13 protein-coding genes, 16 tRNA genes and 3 rRNA genes are annotated in these 19,895 nt (G+C 42.7%); 30 read left to right on the forward strand and 2 right to left on the reverse strand.

Going from position 1 to position 19,895, the window contains the following annotated elements; genetic code table 11:
- The first annotated feature begins 63 nt into the window (after positions 1-63).
- Positions 64-501, forward strand: a complete 438-nt coding sequence (gene perR / locus BPOF4_RS03040) for a peroxide-responsive transcriptional repressor PerR (RefSeq protein ID WP_012957603.1) — start codon at positions 64-66, stop codon at positions 499-501.
- 68 nt (positions 502-569) lie between these two features.
- Here the strand turns inward: perR and BPOF4_RS03045 are convergent, their stop codons facing one another.
- The gene (locus tag BPOF4_RS03045; RefSeq protein ID WP_012957604.1) at positions 570-926 is read right to left on the reverse strand and encodes a YgzB family protein; all 357 of its coding nucleotides are present in this window, start codon (positions 924-926) and stop codon (positions 570-572) included.
- A gap of 193 nt (positions 927-1,119) precedes the next feature.
- Between BPOF4_RS03045 and BPOF4_RS03050 the strand changes: the two genes are divergently transcribed.
- The 28 genes from BPOF4_RS03050 to BPOF4_RS03180 all read left to right on the forward strand — a co-directional run bounded on the left by BPOF4_RS03050 (position 1,120) and on the right by BPOF4_RS03180 (position 14,938).
- Positions 1,120-1,989, forward strand: coding sequence for a nucleotidyltransferase-like protein (locus BPOF4_RS03050; protein WP_012957605.1), 870 nt, complete (start codon positions 1,120-1,122; stop codon positions 1,987-1,989).
- Between the two features lie 273 nt (positions 1,990-2,262).
- Positions 2,263-3,814: ribosomal RNA gene (locus BPOF4_RS03055) — 16S ribosomal RNA — on the forward strand.
- A gap of 242 nt (positions 3,815-4,056) precedes the next feature.
- Positions 4,057-6,996 (forward strand): 23S ribosomal RNA (locus tag BPOF4_RS03060).
- Positions 6,997-7,238: 242 nt separating this feature from the next.
- A 5S ribosomal RNA gene (rrf, locus tag BPOF4_RS03065) occupies positions 7,239-7,354 on the forward strand.
- Together the 16S, 23S and 5S rRNA genes with 16 tRNA genes alongside form the textbook arrangement of a ribosomal RNA operon.
- An 8-nt stretch (positions 7,355-7,362) precedes the next feature.
- Positions 7,363-7,437: transfer RNA gene (locus tag BPOF4_RS03070), tRNA-Asn, on the forward strand.
- A gap of 4 nt (positions 7,438-7,441) precedes the next feature.
- Positions 7,442-7,535 (forward strand) — tRNA-Ser (locus BPOF4_RS03075).
- A gap of 26 nt (positions 7,536-7,561) precedes the next feature.
- A tRNA-Glu gene (locus BPOF4_RS03080) sits at positions 7,562-7,636 on the forward strand.
- A 25-nt stretch (positions 7,637-7,661) separates the two neighbouring features.
- A tRNA-Val gene (locus tag BPOF4_RS03085) sits at positions 7,662-7,737 on the forward strand.
- A 30-nt stretch (positions 7,738-7,767) separates the two neighbouring features.
- A tRNA-Met gene (locus BPOF4_RS03090) sits at positions 7,768-7,844 on the forward strand.
- A 4-nt stretch (positions 7,845-7,848) separates the two neighbouring features.
- A tRNA-Asp gene (locus BPOF4_RS03095) sits at positions 7,849-7,925 on the forward strand.
- Between the two features lie 12 nt (positions 7,926-7,937).
- Positions 7,938-8,013 (forward strand) — tRNA-Phe (locus tag BPOF4_RS03100).
- Between the two features lie 74 nt (positions 8,014-8,087).
- Positions 8,088-8,172: transfer RNA gene (locus BPOF4_RS03105), tRNA-Tyr, on the forward strand.
- Positions 8,173-8,179: 7 nt separating this feature from the next.
- A tRNA-Trp gene (locus BPOF4_RS03110) sits at positions 8,180-8,253 on the forward strand.
- A 13-nt stretch (positions 8,254-8,266) separates the two neighbouring features.
- Positions 8,267-8,342 (forward strand) — tRNA-His (locus tag BPOF4_RS03115).
- Between the two features lie 10 nt (positions 8,343-8,352).
- Positions 8,353-8,427: transfer RNA gene (locus BPOF4_RS03120), tRNA-Gln, on the forward strand.
- Positions 8,428-8,433: 6 nt separating this feature from the next.
- Positions 8,434-8,508, forward strand: a tRNA-Gly gene (locus BPOF4_RS03125).
- An 18-nt stretch (positions 8,509-8,526) separates the two neighbouring features.
- Positions 8,527-8,600 (forward strand) — tRNA-Cys (locus BPOF4_RS03130).
- Between the two features lie 16 nt (positions 8,601-8,616).
- A tRNA-Leu gene (locus tag BPOF4_RS03135) sits at positions 8,617-8,705 on the forward strand.
- Positions 8,706-8,711: 6 nt separating this feature from the next.
- Positions 8,712-8,788, forward strand: a tRNA-Arg gene (locus BPOF4_RS03140).
- Positions 8,789-8,814: 26 nt separating this feature from the next.
- Positions 8,815-8,896, forward strand: a tRNA-Leu gene (locus BPOF4_RS03145).
- A 571-nt stretch (positions 8,897-9,467) separates the two neighbouring features.
- The gene (gene ilvD / locus BPOF4_RS03150) at positions 9,468-11,138 is read left to right on the forward strand and encodes a dihydroxy-acid dehydratase (protein WP_012957606.1); all 1,671 of its coding nucleotides are present in this window, start codon (positions 9,468-9,470) and stop codon (positions 11,136-11,138) included.
- 284 nt (positions 11,139-11,422) lie between these two features.
- Positions 11,423-11,797, forward strand: coding sequence for a VOC family protein (locus BPOF4_RS03155; protein WP_012957607.1), 375 nt, complete (start codon positions 11,423-11,425; stop codon positions 11,795-11,797).
- Positions 11,798-11,913: 116 nt separating this feature from the next.
- Positions 11,914-12,741: an SPL family radical SAM protein gene (locus BPOF4_RS03160; RefSeq protein WP_012957608.1), complete on the forward strand. Its 828-nt coding sequence runs from the start codon at positions 11,914-11,916 to the stop codon at positions 12,739-12,741.
- Positions 12,742-13,071: 330 nt separating this feature from the next.
- Positions 13,072-13,476, forward strand: a complete 405-nt coding sequence (locus BPOF4_RS03165; RefSeq protein WP_012957609.1) for a YidH family protein — start codon at positions 13,072-13,074, stop codon at positions 13,474-13,476.
- Between the two features lie 44 nt (positions 13,477-13,520).
- A complete protein-coding gene (locus tag BPOF4_RS03170; protein ID WP_012957610.1) occupies positions 13,521-13,898 on the forward strand; it encodes a rhodanese-like domain-containing protein in 378 nt (125 codons plus the stop codon).
- Positions 13,899-13,941: 43 nt separating this feature from the next.
- Complete coding sequence (locus BPOF4_RS22755; protein WP_012957611.1) at positions 13,942-14,184, forward strand: polysaccharide deacetylase family protein; 243 nt, start codon at positions 13,942-13,944, stop codon at positions 14,182-14,184.
- A 38-nt stretch (positions 14,185-14,222) separates the two neighbouring features.
- On the forward strand, positions 14,223-14,561 hold the full coding sequence (locus tag BPOF4_RS22760) for a polysaccharide deacetylase family protein (protein ID WP_274378527.1): 339 nt from the start codon (positions 14,223-14,225) through the stop codon (positions 14,559-14,561).
- An 11-nt stretch (positions 14,562-14,572) separates the two neighbouring features.
- Entirely contained in the window at positions 14,573-14,938 is a 366-nt protein-coding gene (locus BPOF4_RS03180; protein ID WP_012957613.1) for a rhodanese-like domain-containing protein, read from the forward strand.
- A 40-nt stretch (positions 14,939-14,978) separates the two neighbouring features.
- Here the strand turns inward: BPOF4_RS03180 and BPOF4_RS03185 are convergent, their stop codons facing one another.
- Positions 14,979-16,604: a PAS domain-containing sensor histidine kinase gene (locus BPOF4_RS03185; RefSeq protein WP_012957614.1), complete on the reverse strand. Its 1,626-nt coding sequence runs from the start codon at positions 16,602-16,604 to the stop codon at positions 14,979-14,981.
- A gap of 399 nt (positions 16,605-17,003) precedes the next feature.
- On the opposite strand from BPOF4_RS03185, the gene BPOF4_RS03190 reads away from it, so the two are divergent.
- Complete coding sequence (locus tag BPOF4_RS03190; RefSeq protein WP_012957615.1) at positions 17,004-19,823, forward strand: 5'-nucleotidase C-terminal domain-containing protein; 2,820 nt, start codon at positions 17,004-17,006, stop codon at positions 19,821-19,823.
- The last annotated feature ends 72 nt before the right edge of the window (positions 19,824-19,895 follow it).

Below are 19,895 nucleotides of genomic sequence, written 5' to 3' on the forward strand. Positions count from 1 at the left end.
TGTATTATACTAATTATAAATATTATAAAGTAAGAATGTTTGTTGAAAGTGAGGTGCATGACTATGTCTAATCATCGCTTGCAAGATGCAATTGATGCACTTAAAAGCACCCGTGTTCGTATGACGCCTCAACGTCATGCCATTTTAGAATTTCTATATGAAACGTCAATGCATCCAACTGCTGATGACATTTATAAAGCTTTGGAGGGCCGTTTCCCTAATATGAGTGTAGCAACAGTCTATAACAACCTGCGTGTGTTTAAGGAAGTGGGAATTGTAAAAGAGTTAACGTATGGAGACTCTTCAAGCCGCTTCGATTGTGTTACATCTGATCATTATCATGTCATTTGCCAAGATTGTGGTAAGATTGTTGATTTTCACTATCCTGGTCTTGATGAAGTGGAAACTCTTGCTGAGCATGTGACTGGATTTAAGGTGCATAGCCACCGTATGGAAATTTACGGAACGTGTACTGAGTGCACCAAAAAAGTACAACATTAAATCTTTTATTATTTTACGCCTTAAGCATATTGCTTAAGGTTTTTTTGTGCATAAAAAAACGAAGCCGATCAGCTTCGTTTTGATTTATTATTATATGATTCATCGAACTCTTTTCCTTCTAGAGAAGGGTCTAGTGTAAGCGGCTCGCTGCAGTGCATACATGCATCCACGCGGCCTAGCATTTTTGTAGGTTTTTTACAGCTTGGACATACTACTTGAACAGACTTTGTAGAAAGCATACCAATCCAGAAATAAACCACCGTACTTCCAATAATAAAAAGAAAGCCTATTAGCATTGCGATCGTCATGAGAATAGGAGAATCTCTAAAGAAAATTCCTATGTACATAACGAGAATACCGATAAATACAAGCGATAAAGCAAACGTTCGAATCTTATTTATTTTGTTTGTATATTTAATAGCCATATTCGTCCCTCCTAGATACGAGTATAGCATATAAGATAGGAACAACCTATGAATCAAGTATGAATTTCACTACTTTGTGAAGGATTCCCCCATTAATTGTCGAATAGGATATGCGAGGTTGATGTGAGAAGTTTTTATGAGAGGTTTTTCTAGAGGATTTGCGTAAGGTTTTGCTTAATAAGGAGGAATAGGAATGAATGTTTTACTGAGGCAGCTGTATCAAGATCGAGCAAGTGAGGATGATACGTTTGCAATATTAGTGATCCAAAAAGAGTTATCCCCGTTATCAATATTAGATGGCTTTGATGCCATTGTGTTAGTCATAAAAAATAATCCAGAAGTAGACTGGCATGTAAAACACTATCAAGTGGATGATATGAAAGTAGCTCTGCATTCGTTAAGTCAAACAACAATGCACCATTCATTAATAGCAGGAACACATCGCAGGTTAGTGGATTGGCTATTTCATGGTAAAGTAGTATTTGATCGCAACGAATTCCTTAAAGGAGTAAAAGAAAGAATTGAAACCTTTCCTCCTGGTGATCGAATGAAGAAGATGACCATTCAATTTACAAAGATGCTAAGACGATTCGATGAGGGAAAGATTTTATTCTATAATGAACAACCTTTTGATGCGTTCAGTAACATGATGCATTCTCTTCATCACTTAGCAAGGCTTGCAGTCATTAATCATGGATATTATCCAGAGGTGACTGTGTGGGACCAAGTAAGAAAAATTGAACCTGAAACATACAAACTCTATAGAGAACTTCTTAAGAGTGAGGAGTCCCTAGAACAACGGATTGAATTATTAATCTTAGCAACTGAAATAGCTGTCCGTTCTAAAACAGAAATTGGTTCTGAGCATTTTCGTTCATTACTAGCAGATAGAGGAGACTCATTTACGATTGCTGAAATGATGGAGATACCAGAGGTGCAAGATTACCGGATTGACCTTGAATTGTTGGTCAATTTCTTAATAGAGAAAGAGTTTCTAGTAATAGATCATCATGAATCAAAAGCACAAGGAATCCACCATATTCGCTATAGATTAAATACTTAAAATAAAATTGATGAAAAGTGTTGACTTTGTTTTGCGTGCGTGATAAATTATTACTTGTCGCTGACAACAACAGTTGTTACGCACGAAAAACACTTTCAAAAAAGTTGTTGACATTCAAATTACGATTTGATAAGATAATGAAGTCGCCAACAACGACAAACGAGTTCTTTGAAAACTGAACAAAAGCCAAGCGAAATAGAGATACATGATATCTCGTCAATTATTAACGCAAGATGATTTTTCATCCTGTGTAAGTGAGCTTAATCAAACACTTTTATGGAGAGTTTGATCCTGGCTCAGGACGAACGCTGGCGGCGTGCCTAATACATGCAAGTCGAGCGGACTGATGGGAGCTTGCTCCCTGATGTCAGCGGCGGACGGGTGAGTAACACGTGGGCAACCTGCCTGTAAGACTGGGATAACTCCGGGAAACCGGGGCTAATACCGGATAACCCGTTCCACCTCATGGTGGAGCGGTAAAAGATGGCCTCTGGCTATCACTTACAGATGGGCCCGCGGCGCATTAGCTAGTTGGTAAGGTAACGGCTTACCAAGGCGACGATGCGTAGCCGACCTGAGAGGGTGATCGGCCACACTGGGACTGAGACACGGCCCAGACTCCTACGGGAGGCAGCAGTAGGGAATCTTCCGCAATGGACGAAAGTCTGACGGAGCAACGCCGCGTGAGTGATGAAGGTTTTCGGATCGTAAAGCTCTGTTGTTAGGGAAGAACAAGTGCCGTTTGAATAAGGCGGCACCTTGACGGTACCTAACCAGAAAGCCACGGCTAACTACGTGCCAGCAGCCGCGGTAATACGTAGGTGGCAAGCGTTGTCCGGAATTATTGGGCGTAAAGCGCGCGCAGGCGGTCTCTTAAGTCTGATGTGAAAGCCCACGGCTCAACCGTGGAGGGTCATTGGAAACTGGGAGACTTGAGTACAGAAGAGGAGAGTGGAATTCCACGTGTAGCGGTGAAATGCGTAGATATGTGGAGGAACACCAGTGGCGAAGGCGACTCTCTGGTCTGTAACTGACGCTGAGGCGCGAAAGCGTGGGGAGCAAACAGGATTAGATACCCTGGTAGTCCACGCCGTAAACGATGAGTGCTAGGTGTTAGGGGTTTCGATGCCCTTAGTGCCGAAGTTAACACATTAAGCACTCCGCCTGGGGAGTACGACCGCAAGGTTGAAACTCAAAGGAATTGACGGGGGCCCGCACAAGCAGTGGAGCATGTGGTTTAATTCGAAGCAACGCGAAGAACCTTACCAGGTCTTGACATCCTTTGACCACTCTAGAGATAGAGCTTTCCCCTTCGGGGGACAAAGTGACAGGTGGTGCATGGTTGTCGTCAGCTCGTGTCGTGAGATGTTGGGTTAAGTCCCGCAACGAGCGCAACCCTTGATCTTAGTTGCCAGCATTCAGTTGGGCACTCTAAGGTGACTGCCGGTGACAAACCGGAGGAAGGTGGGGATGACGTCAAATCATCATGCCCCTTATGACCTGGGCTACACACGTGCTACAATGGATGGTACAAAGGGCTGCAAAACCGCGAGGTTGAGCGAATCCCATAAAGCCATTCTCAGTTCGGATTGTAGGCTGCAACTCGCCTACATGAAGCCGGAATTGCTAGTAATCGCGGATCAGCATGCCGCGGTGAATACGTTCCCGGGCCTTGTACACACCGCCCGTCACACCACGAGAGTTTGTAACACCCGAAGTCGGTGAGGTAACCTTTTGGAGCCAGCCGCCTAAGGTGGGACAGATGATTGGGGTGAAGTCGTAACAAGGTAGCCGTATCGGAAGGTGCGGCTGGATCACCTCCTTTCTATGGAGTATTTAACTCTAGTCGATGTATGATCTTACGATCATATACGCTTTGGATCTTTTGTTCAGTTTTGAAGGAACTATCCTTCAATTAGATACTAATTCTCACCAAGTTGAGTAAGAGTTAGTACTTGGTTCTTTGAAAACTAGATAATGAAATGTAAACATATTTGTTCATCGGTATCTTTTAATAGAGAAGATTGAACGAGCATGTCAAGAATTCAACAACCTTTTTTAAATTTTGGTTAAGTTAGAAAGGGCGCACGGTGAATGCCTTGGCACTAGGAGCCGAAGAAGGACGCGACGAACGGCGAAACGCCTCGGGGAGCTGTAAGTGAGCTTTGATCCGAGGATTTCCGAATGGGGGAACCCACTATTCGTAATGGAATAGTACCCATACCTGAATACATAGGGTATGAGGAGGCAGACCTGGGGAACTGAAACATCTAAGTACCCAGAGGAAGAGAAAGCAAATGCGATTACCTGAGTAGCGGCGAGCGAAACGGTATCAGCCCAAACCAAGAGGCTTGCCTCTTGGGGTTGTAGGACACTCTATACGGAGTTACAAAGAAATAGGATAGGCGAAGCGATCTGGAAAGGTCCGCGACACAAGGTAACAGCCCTGTAGTCGAAATTCTATTTCCTCCTGAGTGGATCCTGAGTACGGCGGGACACGTGAAACCCCGTCGGAATCCGGGAGGACCATCTCCCAAGGCTAAATACTCCCTAGTGACCGATAGTGAACCAGTACCGTGAGGGAAAGGTGAAAAGCACCCCGGAAGGGGAGTGAAACAGATCCTGAAACCGTGTGCCTACAACTAGTTGGAGCCCGTTAATGGGTGACAGCGTGCCTTTTGTAGAATGAACCGGCGAGTTACGATGTCGTGCAAGGTTAAGCTGATAAGGCGGAGCCGTAGCGAAAGCGAGTCTGAATAGGGCGAATGAGTACGCCGTCGTAGACCCGAAACCGTGTGATCTACCCATGTCCAGGGTGAAGTTCAGGTAACACTGAATGGAGGCCCGAACCCACGCATGTTGAAAAATGCGGGGATGAGGTGTGGGTAGGGGTGAAATGCCAATCGAACTCGGAAATAGCTGGTTCTCCCCGAAATAGCTTTAGGGCTAGCCTCGAGGTTGAGAGTTTTGGAGGTAGAGCACTGATTGGACTAGGGGTCCCCACAGGATTACCGAATTCAGTCAAACTCCGAATGCCAAAAACTTTTACTCGGGAGTCAGACTGCGAGTGCTAAGATCCGTAGTCAAGAGGGAAACAGCCCAGACCATCAGCTAAGGTCCCAAAGTATACGTTAAGTGGAAAAGGATGTGGAGTTGCCCAGACAACCAGGATGTTGGCTTAGAAGCAGCCACCATTTAAAGAGTGCGTAATAGCTCACTGGTCGAGTGACTCTGCGCCGAAAATGTACCGGGGCTAAACGTATCACCGAAGCTATGGATTGACACCTTAGGTGTCAGTGGTAGGGGAGCGTTCTAAGTGCAGCGAAGTCAGATCGTGAGGACTGGTGGAGCGCTTAGAAGTGAGAATGCCGGTATGAGTAGCGAAAAGAGGGGTGAGAATCCCCTCCGTCGAAAGCCCAAGGTTTCCTGAGGAAGGCTCGTCCGCTCAGGGTAAGTCGGGACCTAAGCCGAGGCTGAAAAGCGTAGGCGATGGACAACAGGTTGAAATTCCTGTACCACCTCCTCACCGTTTGAGTAATGGGGGGACGCAGTAAGGTAGGGTAAGCGCACTGATGGATATGTGCGTCCAAGCAATTAGGCTGAGAAGTAGGCAAATCCGCTTCTCATGAAGGCTGAGTTGTGATGGCGAGGGAAATGTAGTACCGAAGTTCCTGATCCTCCACTGCCAAGAAAAGCCTCTAGCGAGGTGAGAGGTGCCCGTACCGCAAACCGACACAGGTAGGCGAGAAGAGAATTCTAAGACGCTCGGGAGAACTCTCGTTAAGGAACTCGGCAAAATGACCCCGTAACTTCGGGAGAAGGGGTGCTCTGGTAGGGTGTATGCCCGAGAGAGCCGCAGTGAAAAGATCCAAGCGACTGTTTAGCAAAAACACAGGTCTCTGCGAAGCCGCAAGGCGAAGTATAGGGGCTGACACCTGCCCGGTGCTGGAAGGTTAAGAGGAGGGGTTATCCCTTACGGGAGAAGCTCTGAATTGAAGCCCCAGTAAACGGCGGCCGTAACTATAACGGTCCTAAGGTAGCGAAATTCCTTGTCGGGTAAGTTCCGACCCGCACGAATGGTGTAACGACTTGGATACTGTCTCAACGAGAGACCCGGTGAAATTATAGTACCTGTGAAGATGCAGGTTACCCGCGACAGGACGGAAAGACCCCATGGAGCTTTACTGTAGCTTGATATTGGATGTTGGTACAGTTTGTACAGGATAGGTAGGAGCCTTGGAAGTCGGAGCGCCAGCTTCGATGGAGGCGTCGGTGGGATACTACCCTGACTGTGCTGACATTCTAACCTCGAACCGTGATCCGGTTCAGGGACAGTGTCAGGTGGGCAGTTTGACTGGGGCGGTCGCCTCCTAAACAGTAACGGAGGCGCCCAAAGGTTCCCTCAGAATGGTTGGAAATCATTCGTAGAGTGCAAAGGCAAAAGGGAGCTTGACTGCGAGACCTACAAGTCGAGCAGGGACGAAAGTCGGGCTTAGTGATCCGGTGGTTCCGCATGGAAGGGCCATCGCTCAACGGATAAAAGCTACCCTGGGGATAACAGGCTTATCTCCCCCAAGAGTCCACATCGACGGGGAGGTTTGGCACCTCGATGTCGGCTCATCGCATCCTGGGGCTGAAGTAGGTCCCAAGGGTTGGGCTGTTCGCCCATTAAAGCGGTACGCGAGCTGGGTTCAGAACGTCGTGAGACAGTTCGGTCCCTATCCGTCGCGGGCGTAGGAAATTTGAGAGGAGCTGTCCTTAGTACGAGAGGACCGGGATGGACACACCGCTGGTGTACCAGTTGTTCCGCCAGGAGCATCGCTGGGTAGCTACGTGTGGACGGGATAAGTGCTGAAAGCATCTAAGCATGAAGCCCCCCTCAAGATGAGATTTCCCATGGAGTTAATCCAGTAAGACCCCTTAGAGATGATGAGGTTGATAGGTCTGGTGTGGAAGCATGGCGACATGTGGAGCTGACAGATACTAATCGGTCGAGGACTTATCCAAATTATTCTTGACATATGTGTTTACTGAACCACGCTAAGTTCGCGACGTCCTGTCGCAACGCCTGGTACCCACATCCTGTGGGCATTATCTAGTTTTGAGAGAACCATCTCAAACATTTACAAAGAGGATCGAGCAGTTCGAGGAAGCAACGAAGTGAATGCCCGGAGCGTATAAAGCATACGTGAGGACATGAATGAGGAAGCTGACGAAGAAATGTGAAGATCATCTGAAGTAAATCATAGTCTGGTGGCGATAGCAAAGAGGTCACACCCGTTCCCATGCCGAACACGGTCGTTAAGCTCTTTTGCGCCGATGGTAGTTGGGGGCTTCCCCCTGTGAGAGTAGGACGTTGCCAGGCATTATTATTCCACAGTAGCTCAGTGGTAGAGCAATCGGCTGTTAACCGATCGGTCGTAGGTTCGAGTCCTACCTGTGGAGCCAATTAGGAGAGCTGTCCGAGTTGGCCGAAGGAGCACGATTGGAAATCGTGTAGGCGGTGTAAAACCGTCTCGAGGGTTCGAATCCCTCGCTCTCCGCCAGCAAAGATTTCATATACTTATTAGTTGGCCCGTTGGTCAAGCGGTTAAGACACCGCCCTTTCACGGCGGTAACACGGGTTCGAATCCCGTACGGGTCACCATTTATACATCTATTATTTCTGCGATGGAGGATTAGCTCAGCTGGGAGAGCACCTGCCTTACAAGCAGGGGGTCGGCGGTTCGAGCCCGTCATCCTCCACCATTTATATCATACTTATATACTTTAAAACGACGCGGGGTGGAGCAGTTCGGTAGCTCGTCGGGCTCATAACCCGAAGGTCGGAGGTTCAAATCCTTCCCCCGCAACCAAAATGGTCCGGTAGTTCAGTTGGTTAGAATGCCTGCCTGTCACGCAGGAGGTCGCGGGTTCGAGTCCCGTCCGGACCGCCATTTTAAAAATAAGGCTTGGTAGCTCAGTCGGTAGAGCAATGGACTGAAAATCCATGTGTCGGCGGTTCGATTCCGTCCCAAGCCACCATCTTAATATATCAATTATCTTAATTTAGTATTGACGAATTGATAGATGATATTGTATTATAGGTATTGTTGTTTGGAGGGGTAGCGAAGTGGCTAAACGCGGCGGACTGTAAATCCGCTCCCTCAGGGTTCGGCGGTTCGAATCCGTCCCCCTCCACCATCTTCATAGGGGCATAGTTTAAAGGTAGAACAGAGGTCTCCAAAACCTCCGGTGTGGGTTCAATTCCTACTGCCCCTGCCAATATATTATTACGGCGATTGTGGCGAAGTGGTTAACGCACCGGATTGTGATTCCGGCATTCGTGGGTTCAATTCCCATCAGTCGCCCCATTTTTAATTTTGGGCTATCGCCAAGCGGTAAGGCAACGGATTTTGATTCCGTCATGCGTAGGTTCGAATCCTGCTAGCCCAGCCATTTTTTGCGGAAGTAGTTCAGTGGTAGAACACCACCTTGCCAAGGTGGGGGTCGCGAGTTCGAATCTCGTCTTCCGCTCCATTTTTTTGTTTAAATTGAGGCGGCATAGCCAAGTGGTAAGGCACGGGTCTGCAAAACCCTTATCCCCGGTTCAAATCCGGGTGCCGCCTCCAATGATTTTTCTGCCGTGCCGGGGTGGTGGAATTGGCAGACACACAGGACTTAAAATCCTGCGGTAGGTGACTACCGTGCCGGTTCAAGTCCGGCCCTCGGCACCATATATTGCGCCCTTAGCTCAGCTGGATAGAGTGTTTGACTACGAATCAAAAGGTCGGGAGTTCGAATCTCTCAGGGCGCACCATTATTTTTTTTTATCTTTTTTTATTTGCCGGTGTGGCGGAATTGGCAGACGCGCACGACTCAAAATCGTGTTCCTTCTGGAGTGTCGGTTCGACCCCGACCACCGGTACTTAATAACTTCTAATACCAAGACTTCAACGTTATGTTGAGGTCTTTTTTGTTGTTCTCATAACACGATCAAAATAATTAAAATCGTGTGTAGGAGCCTATTAGTGAAGAGACGAAAATAATTAACTGTTGAGGAATTATGAAGAGCTTAAGAACAAGGTGAACACTTCCGACGTGAACACGCTCTTTACGTCTTATCTTGTTAGAAGATACCTCAACTACAAATTTGTTAAATAGCTGCAAAGATTGAATACATACTTTCTAAAAAAGCATTGATCTAAAGAGGGATTAATGCTTTTTTTGTTGAAGTATGTTATTATGATATTTTAATATTCTTTATATTTCGATAAAATTATACAAAGCTTCAGGATTTTTAAGTTGAGGGGTTGTTTTTTTTCTAAATAAAGTAAACTTATAGTTTACTTGGAAGTGGAAGTTTGCAATAGACAAAACCTGTGTACAGTGGTGTTTACCAAGATGGATCAACAAAATGCTTTAACTTGTTTTTAGATACAATAATCTAGCTATACATTTTATTTTAAAATTATAAAGATGAAGGAGAATGTGTTCAAATGAGTAAAAATATTTCGAAAAGCCGTAGTTCAGTTTTTAACGATATAAATCGTGCCCCAAATCGTGCAATGATCAGGGCAACGGGGATTAATGACGAAGACTTTAATAAACCCTTTGTAGGAATTGCTAGTACATGGAGTGAAGTTACACCGTGTAACATGCATATTGATAAGTTGGCTCTAAAGACAAAGGAAGGAACTTTAGAGAATGGGGGAGCTCCTTTTATTTTCAATACGATTACAGTATCAGATGGTATCTCAATGGGAACTGAAGGGATGCGTTATTCATTACCGAGTCGGGAGGTTATAGCCGATTCCATTGAAACAGTAATCGGTGCTCAAAGTTATGACGGGGTTGTAGCAATTGGTGGATGCGATAAAAATATGCCAGGATGTATGATTGCGATAGGGCGTTTAAATTTGCCGTCTGTATTTGTATATGGGGGGACGATTCGACCAGGAAAAGTAGATGGGAAAGACATAGATATTGTTTCTGCCTTTGAGGGAGTAGGAAAATACAATAATGGAGATATAGACCGTGATGAACTACATAAAATTGAATGTCAAGCCTGTCCGGGAGCTGGGTCATGTGGCGGAATGTATACAGCAAATACAATGGCCTCGGCGATCGAAGCAATGGGAATGAGTCTGCCAGGAAGTTCTTCCAATCCAGCCGAAACGCCAGATAAATTAAAAGATTGTGAAGAAGCAGGAAAGGCAGTGATGAATTTACTTGAAAAAGGGATTACTCCAAAGGATATTATGACTAAACAGGCATTTGAGAATGCCATCACAGTTGTAATGGCTCTTGGTGGATCTACTAATGCAGTACTACATTTACTCGCTATGGCTCATTCAGTTGATGTTGACCTTGACTTAGATGATTTTGAGCGAATCGGAGAGCGTGTGCCGCATATTGCAGATCTTAAACCAAGCGGGCGATATGTTATGGAACACTTATCAGAAATTGGAGGCGTACCGGGAGTGATGAAATTACTTCTTGAAAAGGGGCTTCTTCATGGTGAGTGTATGACAGTTACTGGGAAAACACTCGAACAAAATCTTGCTGAAGTGGAACCATTAAGGGAAGGTCAAGAAATTATCTCTTTTGAAAATCCTAAGCGTAAAACAGGGCCTTTAGTTATCTTGAAAGGAAACTTGGCACCTGAGGGAGCTTTAGCAAAAATGTCAGGATTAAAAATAAAAGAAATAACCGGACCTGCTCGTGTGTTTGATACAGAAATAGATGCTACTAAAGCTGTGTTAAACAATGAGATTAATTCAGGAGATGTTATCGTGATCCGCTATGTAGGTCCTAAGGGCGGCCCAGGGATGGCTGAAATGCTGTCTATTACTGCCATCGTAGTTGGAAAAGGTTTAGGCGAAAAGGTCGGTTTAATAACTGATGGGAGATTTTCAGGAGGTACACATGGATTAGTCGTTGGTCATATCGCTCCTGAAGCACAGGTAGGTGGACCAATAGCATTAATTAAAGAAGGAGATATGATCACGATCAATAGTGAGACTCAGGAACTCCAAGTTGATATATCACCAGAAGAATTTGAGGTGAGAGCAAAGGAATGGACTGCTCCCCAACAAAATTTAAAAGGGTATCTTTCTAAATACGCACGTTTAGTTTCCTCTGCATCTAAAGGGGCAATAACTGATTAATAATTTACTTGAGGAAGAACAATAAAGAGATTGGCCCACGTTGTTATGCTGATTTGCAAGGAGGACCTATACCTATAAACCAACAAGGTTCTTATAATGCTTCACACTTCATTCGTATACAATCATTAAAAGACGATTATCCTTAGCGTAATCGTCTTTCTTCTTGCATAAAGAATACCTGCCCTAGCAAGATAATAACTATCCTATTCTAAAAAATGAAAGGATATCTCTCCCTCACGTCTAATACACTTCATAACTAGTTTTTACAAAGAGGGGAGAGTACCATGAACCAATCATTCATTGATCAAGTCCATTACATTCGCATTCCGGTAAGAAAGTTAGATAAGGCCTCGATGTGGTACACAGATGTGTTAGGGTTTCAACTTTTGAGCATTACCCACGATCCTTTTGCGATCATGAAAGTGAATGAGGGGCCTTTGTTGATTATCTTAGTGCCAACTACAGAGGAGACGTATGCTCATTTTTCAGTGAACGGAGAATCTGCGTTTTGTGTTGGTTTCACAAGTCCTAAGCTGCAAGAATTTCATCAGCACTTATCTGAGCAGGGAGTAAAAGTAGAGGAAATAAAAGAAGACAACGGTCATGCTTACTTTTATTTCTATGATCCCGATGGAAATCAGCTTCAGGTGCATTGGTAACTCTTATACCTACTCTAAGACTCTGACGATGGTCAGGGTCTTTTTTATCTGCAATGGAGGATTGTAATCTGCACAAAAGGGAATAAGAGAAACAGATAGAAAGTGAGGGATCTCAGTTGACTCGGCATCAAATGGCATACAAAGAACCGAAAAAAATATTAACTCCTGCGAGCGGATTTTTATATGGATACACCCATTCTCTTAATCCTTATACAGGCTGCTTATTTGGATGTTCTTACTGTTACGTGAGACAGAGTCCGGTTGGCTTATTTAGAGGAGAAGAGTGGGGTGAATGGGTTGATATTAAACAGGGCATTCATGAAAAGTATATTCGTGAAATGAGCAGCCTGCGAAAACGGGGGAAGGAAGTAACGATCTTTATGGCATCTGCGACAGATCCATATCAATCAGTTGAGTATAAAGAAAACATAACAAGGTCCCTGCTTGAAGCAATGGTAGAGATGCCTCCAGACTTTCTTTTTGTGCAGACACGGAGCCCGCTTGTCACGCGAGACATTGACTTGTTTTTAAAGCTTAAAGACAGCCTGCGCCTCAGTGTGACAGTTGAGACAGATCTCGATGAAGTACGAAAAAACTTCTCACCACAAGCCCCTCCAATTCAAGCAAGGCTGAAGGCAATCGGAGAGCTTCAAAAAAATGACTTGCCAGTACAAGCCGCGGTGGCGCCTGTACTCCCTTTTTCAAAACAATTCCCAGAAACGCTGGCTGCTCTCGTTAACCGAATTGTCATTGATGATTTTTACACGGGAGATGGAAGTAATGGGAAGAGAACGGAGCGGCTTAAAATAAAAGAACGATTTACGGCGGAAGAATTAGAAAAATGGTACGGCGAACATGTACACGAGTATGCGTATGAACAAATGAAAACGGCGTTCTCTTCTGATCAAATCTTAATCAGCAAGGAAGGATTTATGCCTTATTAATTAAAGTAATCTTAACGTTCTTTAGCCACATGCAAAGAACGTTTCTTTTTGTTTGACCTTATACCCTTATAGGTATATAATGTAGATATAAAGTAAAAGAAGAGGAGGAAGTTCCTGATGTCAGAACAAGAAAAACATGCATGCAAAAGTGATCAGTGAGGCATAACAAAGAAAGGAACAGATGGGGCCAAAAAGGCATCTAAGCCGCCTATATGACCAGCTGTTTACTTATGGTTCCTGGTAGGAGCTATCTTTATTGTATATAATGTCGGCCTGTACTTTATGGGTTTTTTCAAATAAATAGCTATAAGGGTAAGATCGGAGGCTTATATGGATGAACAGAAGAATGAGAGCAAGAATGGTGCTAGTAAAAATGAGACGGTCGAATCTAAATATATTCAACAGCATCTAGCAAACGAGCGAACGTATCTAGCGTGGATTAGAACGGCTATTGCTATTATTGGGCTAGGGTTTTTAGCTACGACTCTTCACTTTAATACGCCTTTGCATCAATTTATGGATAATGCATTAGCAATGTTTATAAGCGGTTTTTCACTCATGCTCGGTCTATTGACAATCGCACTCGCTACTCATGTGTATTTTCGTAACAGGAAAATGATTAATACACAAGAGTTTCATTCTTCTTTTAAGTTTATCGTGTATATGACTGCCGTAATTTTTATGATTTTAGTATTATTTATGGTGTACTATTTCTATCTAATGGCTGGAACGTAAGAAACGCAGTATACCTAATGGTGTATAAGGGTGAGGTGATTTACATGACAAGTGTGGTTGTCATTATGGCAATGGGCATTGCGTACTTTTTGTATAAAAGATATATACCTGTTATCGGTTTAAAATGTACTGATATACAGAATATAAAAGATAAAAATGAGGTTGTTATTCTCGATGTACGTGATTTTCCCGTTGCAAATAAAACAAGTATAGACGGGACAATGAATATTCCGTTAGCCTATCTTAAAAGATATTATCACGACCTAGATAAGAAGATAATCTATCTCGTTTGTGCAGAAAGACAAGAGGCTAATTTAAGCGCACGTTTTCTAAAGAGTAAAGGGTATCGTGTAGGAGGCTTTATGATTAAGAATGAGGCGACTCCTCACCCTTGTCGTGGTAAAGAGGCATACGGATTGTAGAATATACAGAGCAGAGGTGGGGTCTATAGTGAAAAGTCCTTGAATGCCAAGTGCTAGAGCGGTTGGAGACCACTCACTAAGAGAACATCATTTGATCACAAAAGCTGACTTTTCTTTAGAAGGTGAGAAGGCAGTTGTATTAACCTTTGATGATGGGCCTAGTAAATACATAGGTTCATTTCTTGATGTGTTAAATGAGGAGCAGGTTCAAGCCATGTTCTTTTGGCAGTCTCGGTTACTTCATTATAAGCGGCTGTGGAAAAGAACGATAGCTGAAGGGCATTGATAGGGACACATACTCATAGACATCCAAATCTTGCTCAATTGAATGCAGATAAGCAGAGAAAAGAGATCGAAACGAGCAAAAGAGAAATGGAGAGGATCATAGGCCTGCCCATTCAGCATTTTAGACCGCCTTTCGGTCAATATAATGTGGATACACTGAATATTGCAGCTGCTATGCAGCTCGATGTAGTCCTTTGGGATGTTCCTTCTTATGACTGGGAGTTAAAAAAAGATCCGGATAAAATCGTTTCAAATGTAGTAGAAAACGTAGAAAATGGATCAATTATCCTGCTGCATGAATTAGAGCAGACATTATATGTACTGCCACAATTGATAAAAGAATTAAAAAGAGACGGCTTCAGTTTTAGGACATTATAGGGGGAGTTAGAATGGAATTAATTATTCAAGGATTATTTATTGCTTTTATCGTATGGTTTGTTGTGAAGAGAATTTTACCTGCTAATGGCGTAAAACAAATCACAACTGAAGAACTAAGAAAAGAATTAACACGAAAAGATGTACAGCTTGTTGATGTAAGAACGCAAGGGGAATTCAGCGGACGTAAAATTAAACAAGCTAAAAACATTCCATTGCATGAGCTAAAAGGTCGTCATAACGAGCTTTCAAAGGATAAAGAAGTGATTGTGATCTGTCAAAGCGGGATGAGAAGCAATAAGGCCTGCGGTACATTAAAGAAATTAGGATATTCGAATATAACAAATGTCAAAGGCGGAATGTCCGCTTGGAGAGGCTGATCTCCATTAAAAACAAGAAGACTAGAGCAGATTCATTGCTCTAGTCTTCTTTTGTTGGAAACGTCATAGTGACGGTCGTGCCCGTTCCAACTTTACTATCATATTTAATTGTTCCGTTATGAGCTTCCACGATTTTAAAGCTGACTGTCAGCCCTAATCCAGTTCCCTTTTCTTTTTCGGAATAGAAAGGTTCTCCTAATTTTTTGATTCTCTCTTCACTAATGCCTTGGCCGTTATCTGCAATCCTCACAATAATGGAGTCATCTTGTTTCTTGATATGAATGCATATGTTCTTGGCCTCTGCTTCGATCGCATTTTTAAGCAGATTAATGAATAGCTGCTTAAATTGATTCGGCTCACAATCAAGGAGTGTTGGATCATGCTCTGTTTGAAAATCAACAGACACCCCGTGTAAGTTCATCTCTGACTCAAGCAGGGTTAAGACATCTTTTATGGAGTGATTTATATTTTTCTTAGAGAACGTAATTTCTTGCGGTCTTGATAATACGAGCAGCTCACTGACAATCGAATTGATCCGATCAAGTTCATCTAACATAATCGTATGGATAAAGTTCTCCTTTTTGCTCTCAGACTGAAACATTTGCACGAACCCTTTTAAAGAAGTGAGCGGATTTCTGATTTCATGGGCAATCCCCGCAGCAAGTTCTCCAATCACAGCAAGTTTTTCTGTAGTTTTAAGCTTTTCTTCCGTCTCAAGTATTTGAGTAATATCAGTGGCATAACCGATAATTCCTGTTGTTTCATTATCAATAATAATCGGTACAAATGCGAAGTGAGCGATAACCTTTTTCCCTTCTTTATGGCAGATCGCTACTTCACGATTAGTTTTAGCTCGCTTTTCTTTAATGACTGCATTAAATGCTTCAAAGATCCGCGTCTTGTCTTTTTCGCAAATGTAGTTAAAAATCGGTGTGCCCATTGCTTCATCATCGTTGTAGGCAGTCAGAGGTTCGAACTTAGGATTTAAGTCTGTAATCGTTCCGTTTAAATCCACCATGAAGACGAGCTCAGGATTATATTTAAAAAGAGATTTATATTTAAGTTCATTCTCTTTCATTTGCTTCTCTGCTAGCTTTCTCTCCGTAATATCTCGCCCGATCACAACTAATCCTTTACGTTCTTTATTTGGTTTGAAAAGAGGCACTTTAATCGTATCAAACGTTTTCTCATCCCCATTCGGCAGCGGTATGACTTCTTCGCAGCGTGTCACTTTAGCTGCTTGCCATGTCTCCTCATCCGATGTCATGCAGTAATTCAGGGCATCATGATAAAAGTCTGTATACTTTGCAAGTTCAGCATCTGTTTTTCCGCGGTAATCAACATCCTCTAGTTGAAAAAGCTTTAGACCGAATTCATTCGATTCAATCCAGCGTCCTTCCCCGTCTTTAAAGTTAACAAAATCAACCATAGAATTAATCAGGGTTGTCAGTTTCTCCTTCTCATTTTTAAGGAGTTCAACTTCTTCTCGTTTTCCTAGAATATAGTAAATGAAAAATCCAGTTAACACCACAAAGATAATTCCTTTGATTTTCTGGATGCTAAGATAGGTCCCAAGGTCTAACATTAAGACTAGGTAGTCCGTGAAGACAATCCAGACCAAACCTAAGACCAAATAGATAAGAAGCATTTTCTTCTTGTAACTCATCTCAAAGCCGCCTTCTCTCTTATTCCTTGATCAACGTTTCGTCTCAGCTGAATCAAGTAGTATCTAACTATTTATTATAACCATATTCGCATCAAAAAAATGTACTAATTCACTAGAAACATTTCCTAATACGGAGAAAAAATTCGACAAATCCCTATAAGAAGAGGATGAACCTTTAGGTCTATCAAAAACGAATCTTTTGATCTGCTAACTATGAACTATATAATGTAACAGTTTGGTTAAAATGAAGTTTTTTATGTAATTATAAGTTAATTTAGGCTATACCAAATTTACAAAAAATAATGCTAGACTTAGAACGAATGGAAAATGTTGTCGAAATGAGTCAATGGAAAATGCTCGGCAATGGCCATTTAAACTACATATTATGGAGGGTATGAGATGTTTAAAAATGATTCAATTAGATGGAAGAAGATTCTCTCTATTATTCTTTGTCTAGTATTATTAGCAATCCCTTTTGCTTCGAATCAAGCACACGCAGAGGAATTAAATGAAGAAATAGTAGATTTACGTGTGTTATACACCAATGATATTCATGCGAGTATCGATGGTTTTGGAGCTGCTGCAGCGTATATTAATGAGCAACGTGAAGCGGCTGATTATTCTCTATATTTAGATGCAGGAGATATTTTTAGCGGCAATCCTGTAGTCGATCTAAACTACGGAAAACCGATCATTGATATTCTTAACCTTGTTGGTGTAGATGCAATGACAATCGGAAACCATGAGTTTGATTACGGTCAAGAGATCTTTGCTGAGAGAATGGAAGAATCAAACTTCCCATGGATGGCTGCTAATATGGAAGTATTTGATGAATCCATTGCGATTGAACAGCCAAAGCCATATGAAATCTTTGATGTGAACGGAGTAAATGTAGCAGTATTTTCTCTTACTCAAGCCCCTCCATCAACTGCCCCTGCTGGAGTAGTTGGTATTGATTTTGAAGCTGATTATACTGCGGTTGCAAAGCAGTATCAAGAAGAACTTGAGGATCAATCCGACATTATTATCGCGTTGACTCATATTGGACATAATGATGACCGCCGTTTAGCAGAGGAAGTAGACTATTTTGACGTGATTATTGGCGGACACAGCCACACATTGTTAAATGCACCGGCAGTCGTAAACGGAACCCCAATTGTACAGACAAATGGCAACTTGAACTTCGTCGGTAACTTAAATCTGCAGCTTAATACTGCAACAAATGAAGTGACAGTAACAGAGGGCTTTGTTCAAAACGTTAGCCAGCTAACGAGTGTAGATAAAGATGTACAAGCAATCATTGATGTATACAACGAAGAAATGAATGAACTTCTTGGTGAAGTCATTGGTTATTCAGATACAGGGTTAAGCCGTGATGGACGTTATGAGTATGATGCGCCGCTTGGAAACTTCTGGACAGATGCAATGAGTGCATATGCAGATACGGACTTTGCAATTACAAATAATGGCGGAATTCGTGATAGTATCGCACCTGGTGAAGTAACGGTAGGCGATATTTATGCGATCGAGCCATTTGCGAATGAAATTATGGTTTATGAAATGACAGGTCAGGCGATTAAAGATGTTCTCGCATTCTCTTATTCTCGCGGGGACCGTAATCAAATTGACTTGCAAGCATCAGGCTTTGAATATGAAATTGTAGCAGGGCCTGTTGGAAATCTATTAGATGTAAACTTAACAAGAAATGGACAGCCCCTTGATTTAGAGGAACGTTACACGATTGCTGTGCCTGATTATATCGGGACAGGCGGATCTGGTTATGAGTTTGAAGGAACGATTGTTAATCCGTTAGTAGGTCAAATGACTACAGCGATGATCGACTATGCAAAAGAGCTTACAGAGAATGGAGAAGCAATTAACTACATTCGCGAAGGAAGAATTAAGATTTCTGTTGATCCAAGCGGTCCAATGCCAGGTGAAGTGATTGGAACAACGGACAATGGACTGTTTTCTAGCAATAAAAACATTGCTGATGTAGGTATGGGAAATCTTTATACAGATGCAATCCGTGATAAGGCTGATGCAGATATTGCTTTACTAAACGGCTCTTCTGTATCAGGAGAAATTCCTGCAGGATACATTACAGATAAACAAATTGAAGCACTTGATCGATTTGGAAATGAAATTGTTGTTGTAGAGACTACAGGAGCTAAATTGAAAGAAGTGATTTTATCACAATCTAGCTACCACCGTGGAGTAGACCTGCAAGCTTCTGGAATCAAGTATCAATTGATCCCTAGTGAGAGTGGTTCAGGGATGCAGGATGTTCTGTTATTTAATGAAGATGGTACAGAGCTAGATCTTGATGCAAACTATACAGTTGCTTACAACGATTACATGCATGGCCAAGGATTCTATCGTCTAAGTGACTCTACTTTATCTCAATCAGAAGGTACCGTTTGGGAAGCGACAGTTGAGTATATTCAAAATCATGATGGTGCGATTGATTATATTGAGGGAGAACGAATTTCTATTGAAGGCGTAGACCTTCCTGATGGAGATCGTTTCCTAACAGTAGCTGAAGCGATTGCACAGAATTCAGGTATTGCGAATGTTCGTGGATACATTGTTGGGTCGATTAACTCGAATCAAGTGATCTTAGGTGAAGGGACACATGCAGCTTCTAACCTGTTGCTTGCAGATGATCCTAATGAAACAGATCGTGAGAAGATGCTGCCAGTTCAATTAGTAAATGGAACAACAGTGCGCACAGGTTTAAACTTAGTATCCCACCTTGATAATCTAGGGAAATATGTATCGATTACTGGTTCTCTTGAAGCTTATTTCCAAACACCAGGCATGAGAAACCCATCAGCTTTCACATTTGAAGCGGTGCCAGGTGATGAAGAACCAGGTGATGATGAAGAGCAAGAGCCACAAGGTCCTTTATCTGTTGAAGATGCCCTGAATCAATCTGAGGGTGAAGTAGAAGTAAGCGGCTATATAGTTGGAAATGCTCGTTCAAAAAATCATGTAGCCCTAGCTCCAGCTTATTACGATGATTTAAGTGTACTTATTGCCGATGATCCGAATGAAACGGACCAAAGCAAAATGATGATCGTTCAGCTTAAGCCTGAAGACCGTGCGAACTATGGATTAGTAACAAATCCTGAACTGCACGGAGAAAAAGTAACCGTCTTAGGTGAACGCGATCATTTTAAGGGATTTGAAGCAGTAAAACACCCTGAATTTAACTAATCAAGATAGAAGAGACAGCAGATGGATGCTGTCTCTTTATTTTGTTTTATGTATCTGACGTTAAGTATTCCT

The organism is Alkalihalophilus pseudofirmus OF4, assembly GCF_000005825.2.
Taxonomy (GTDB): Bacteria; Bacillota; Bacilli; order Bacillales; family Bacillaceae_D; genus Alkalihalophilus; species Alkalihalophilus pseudofirmus.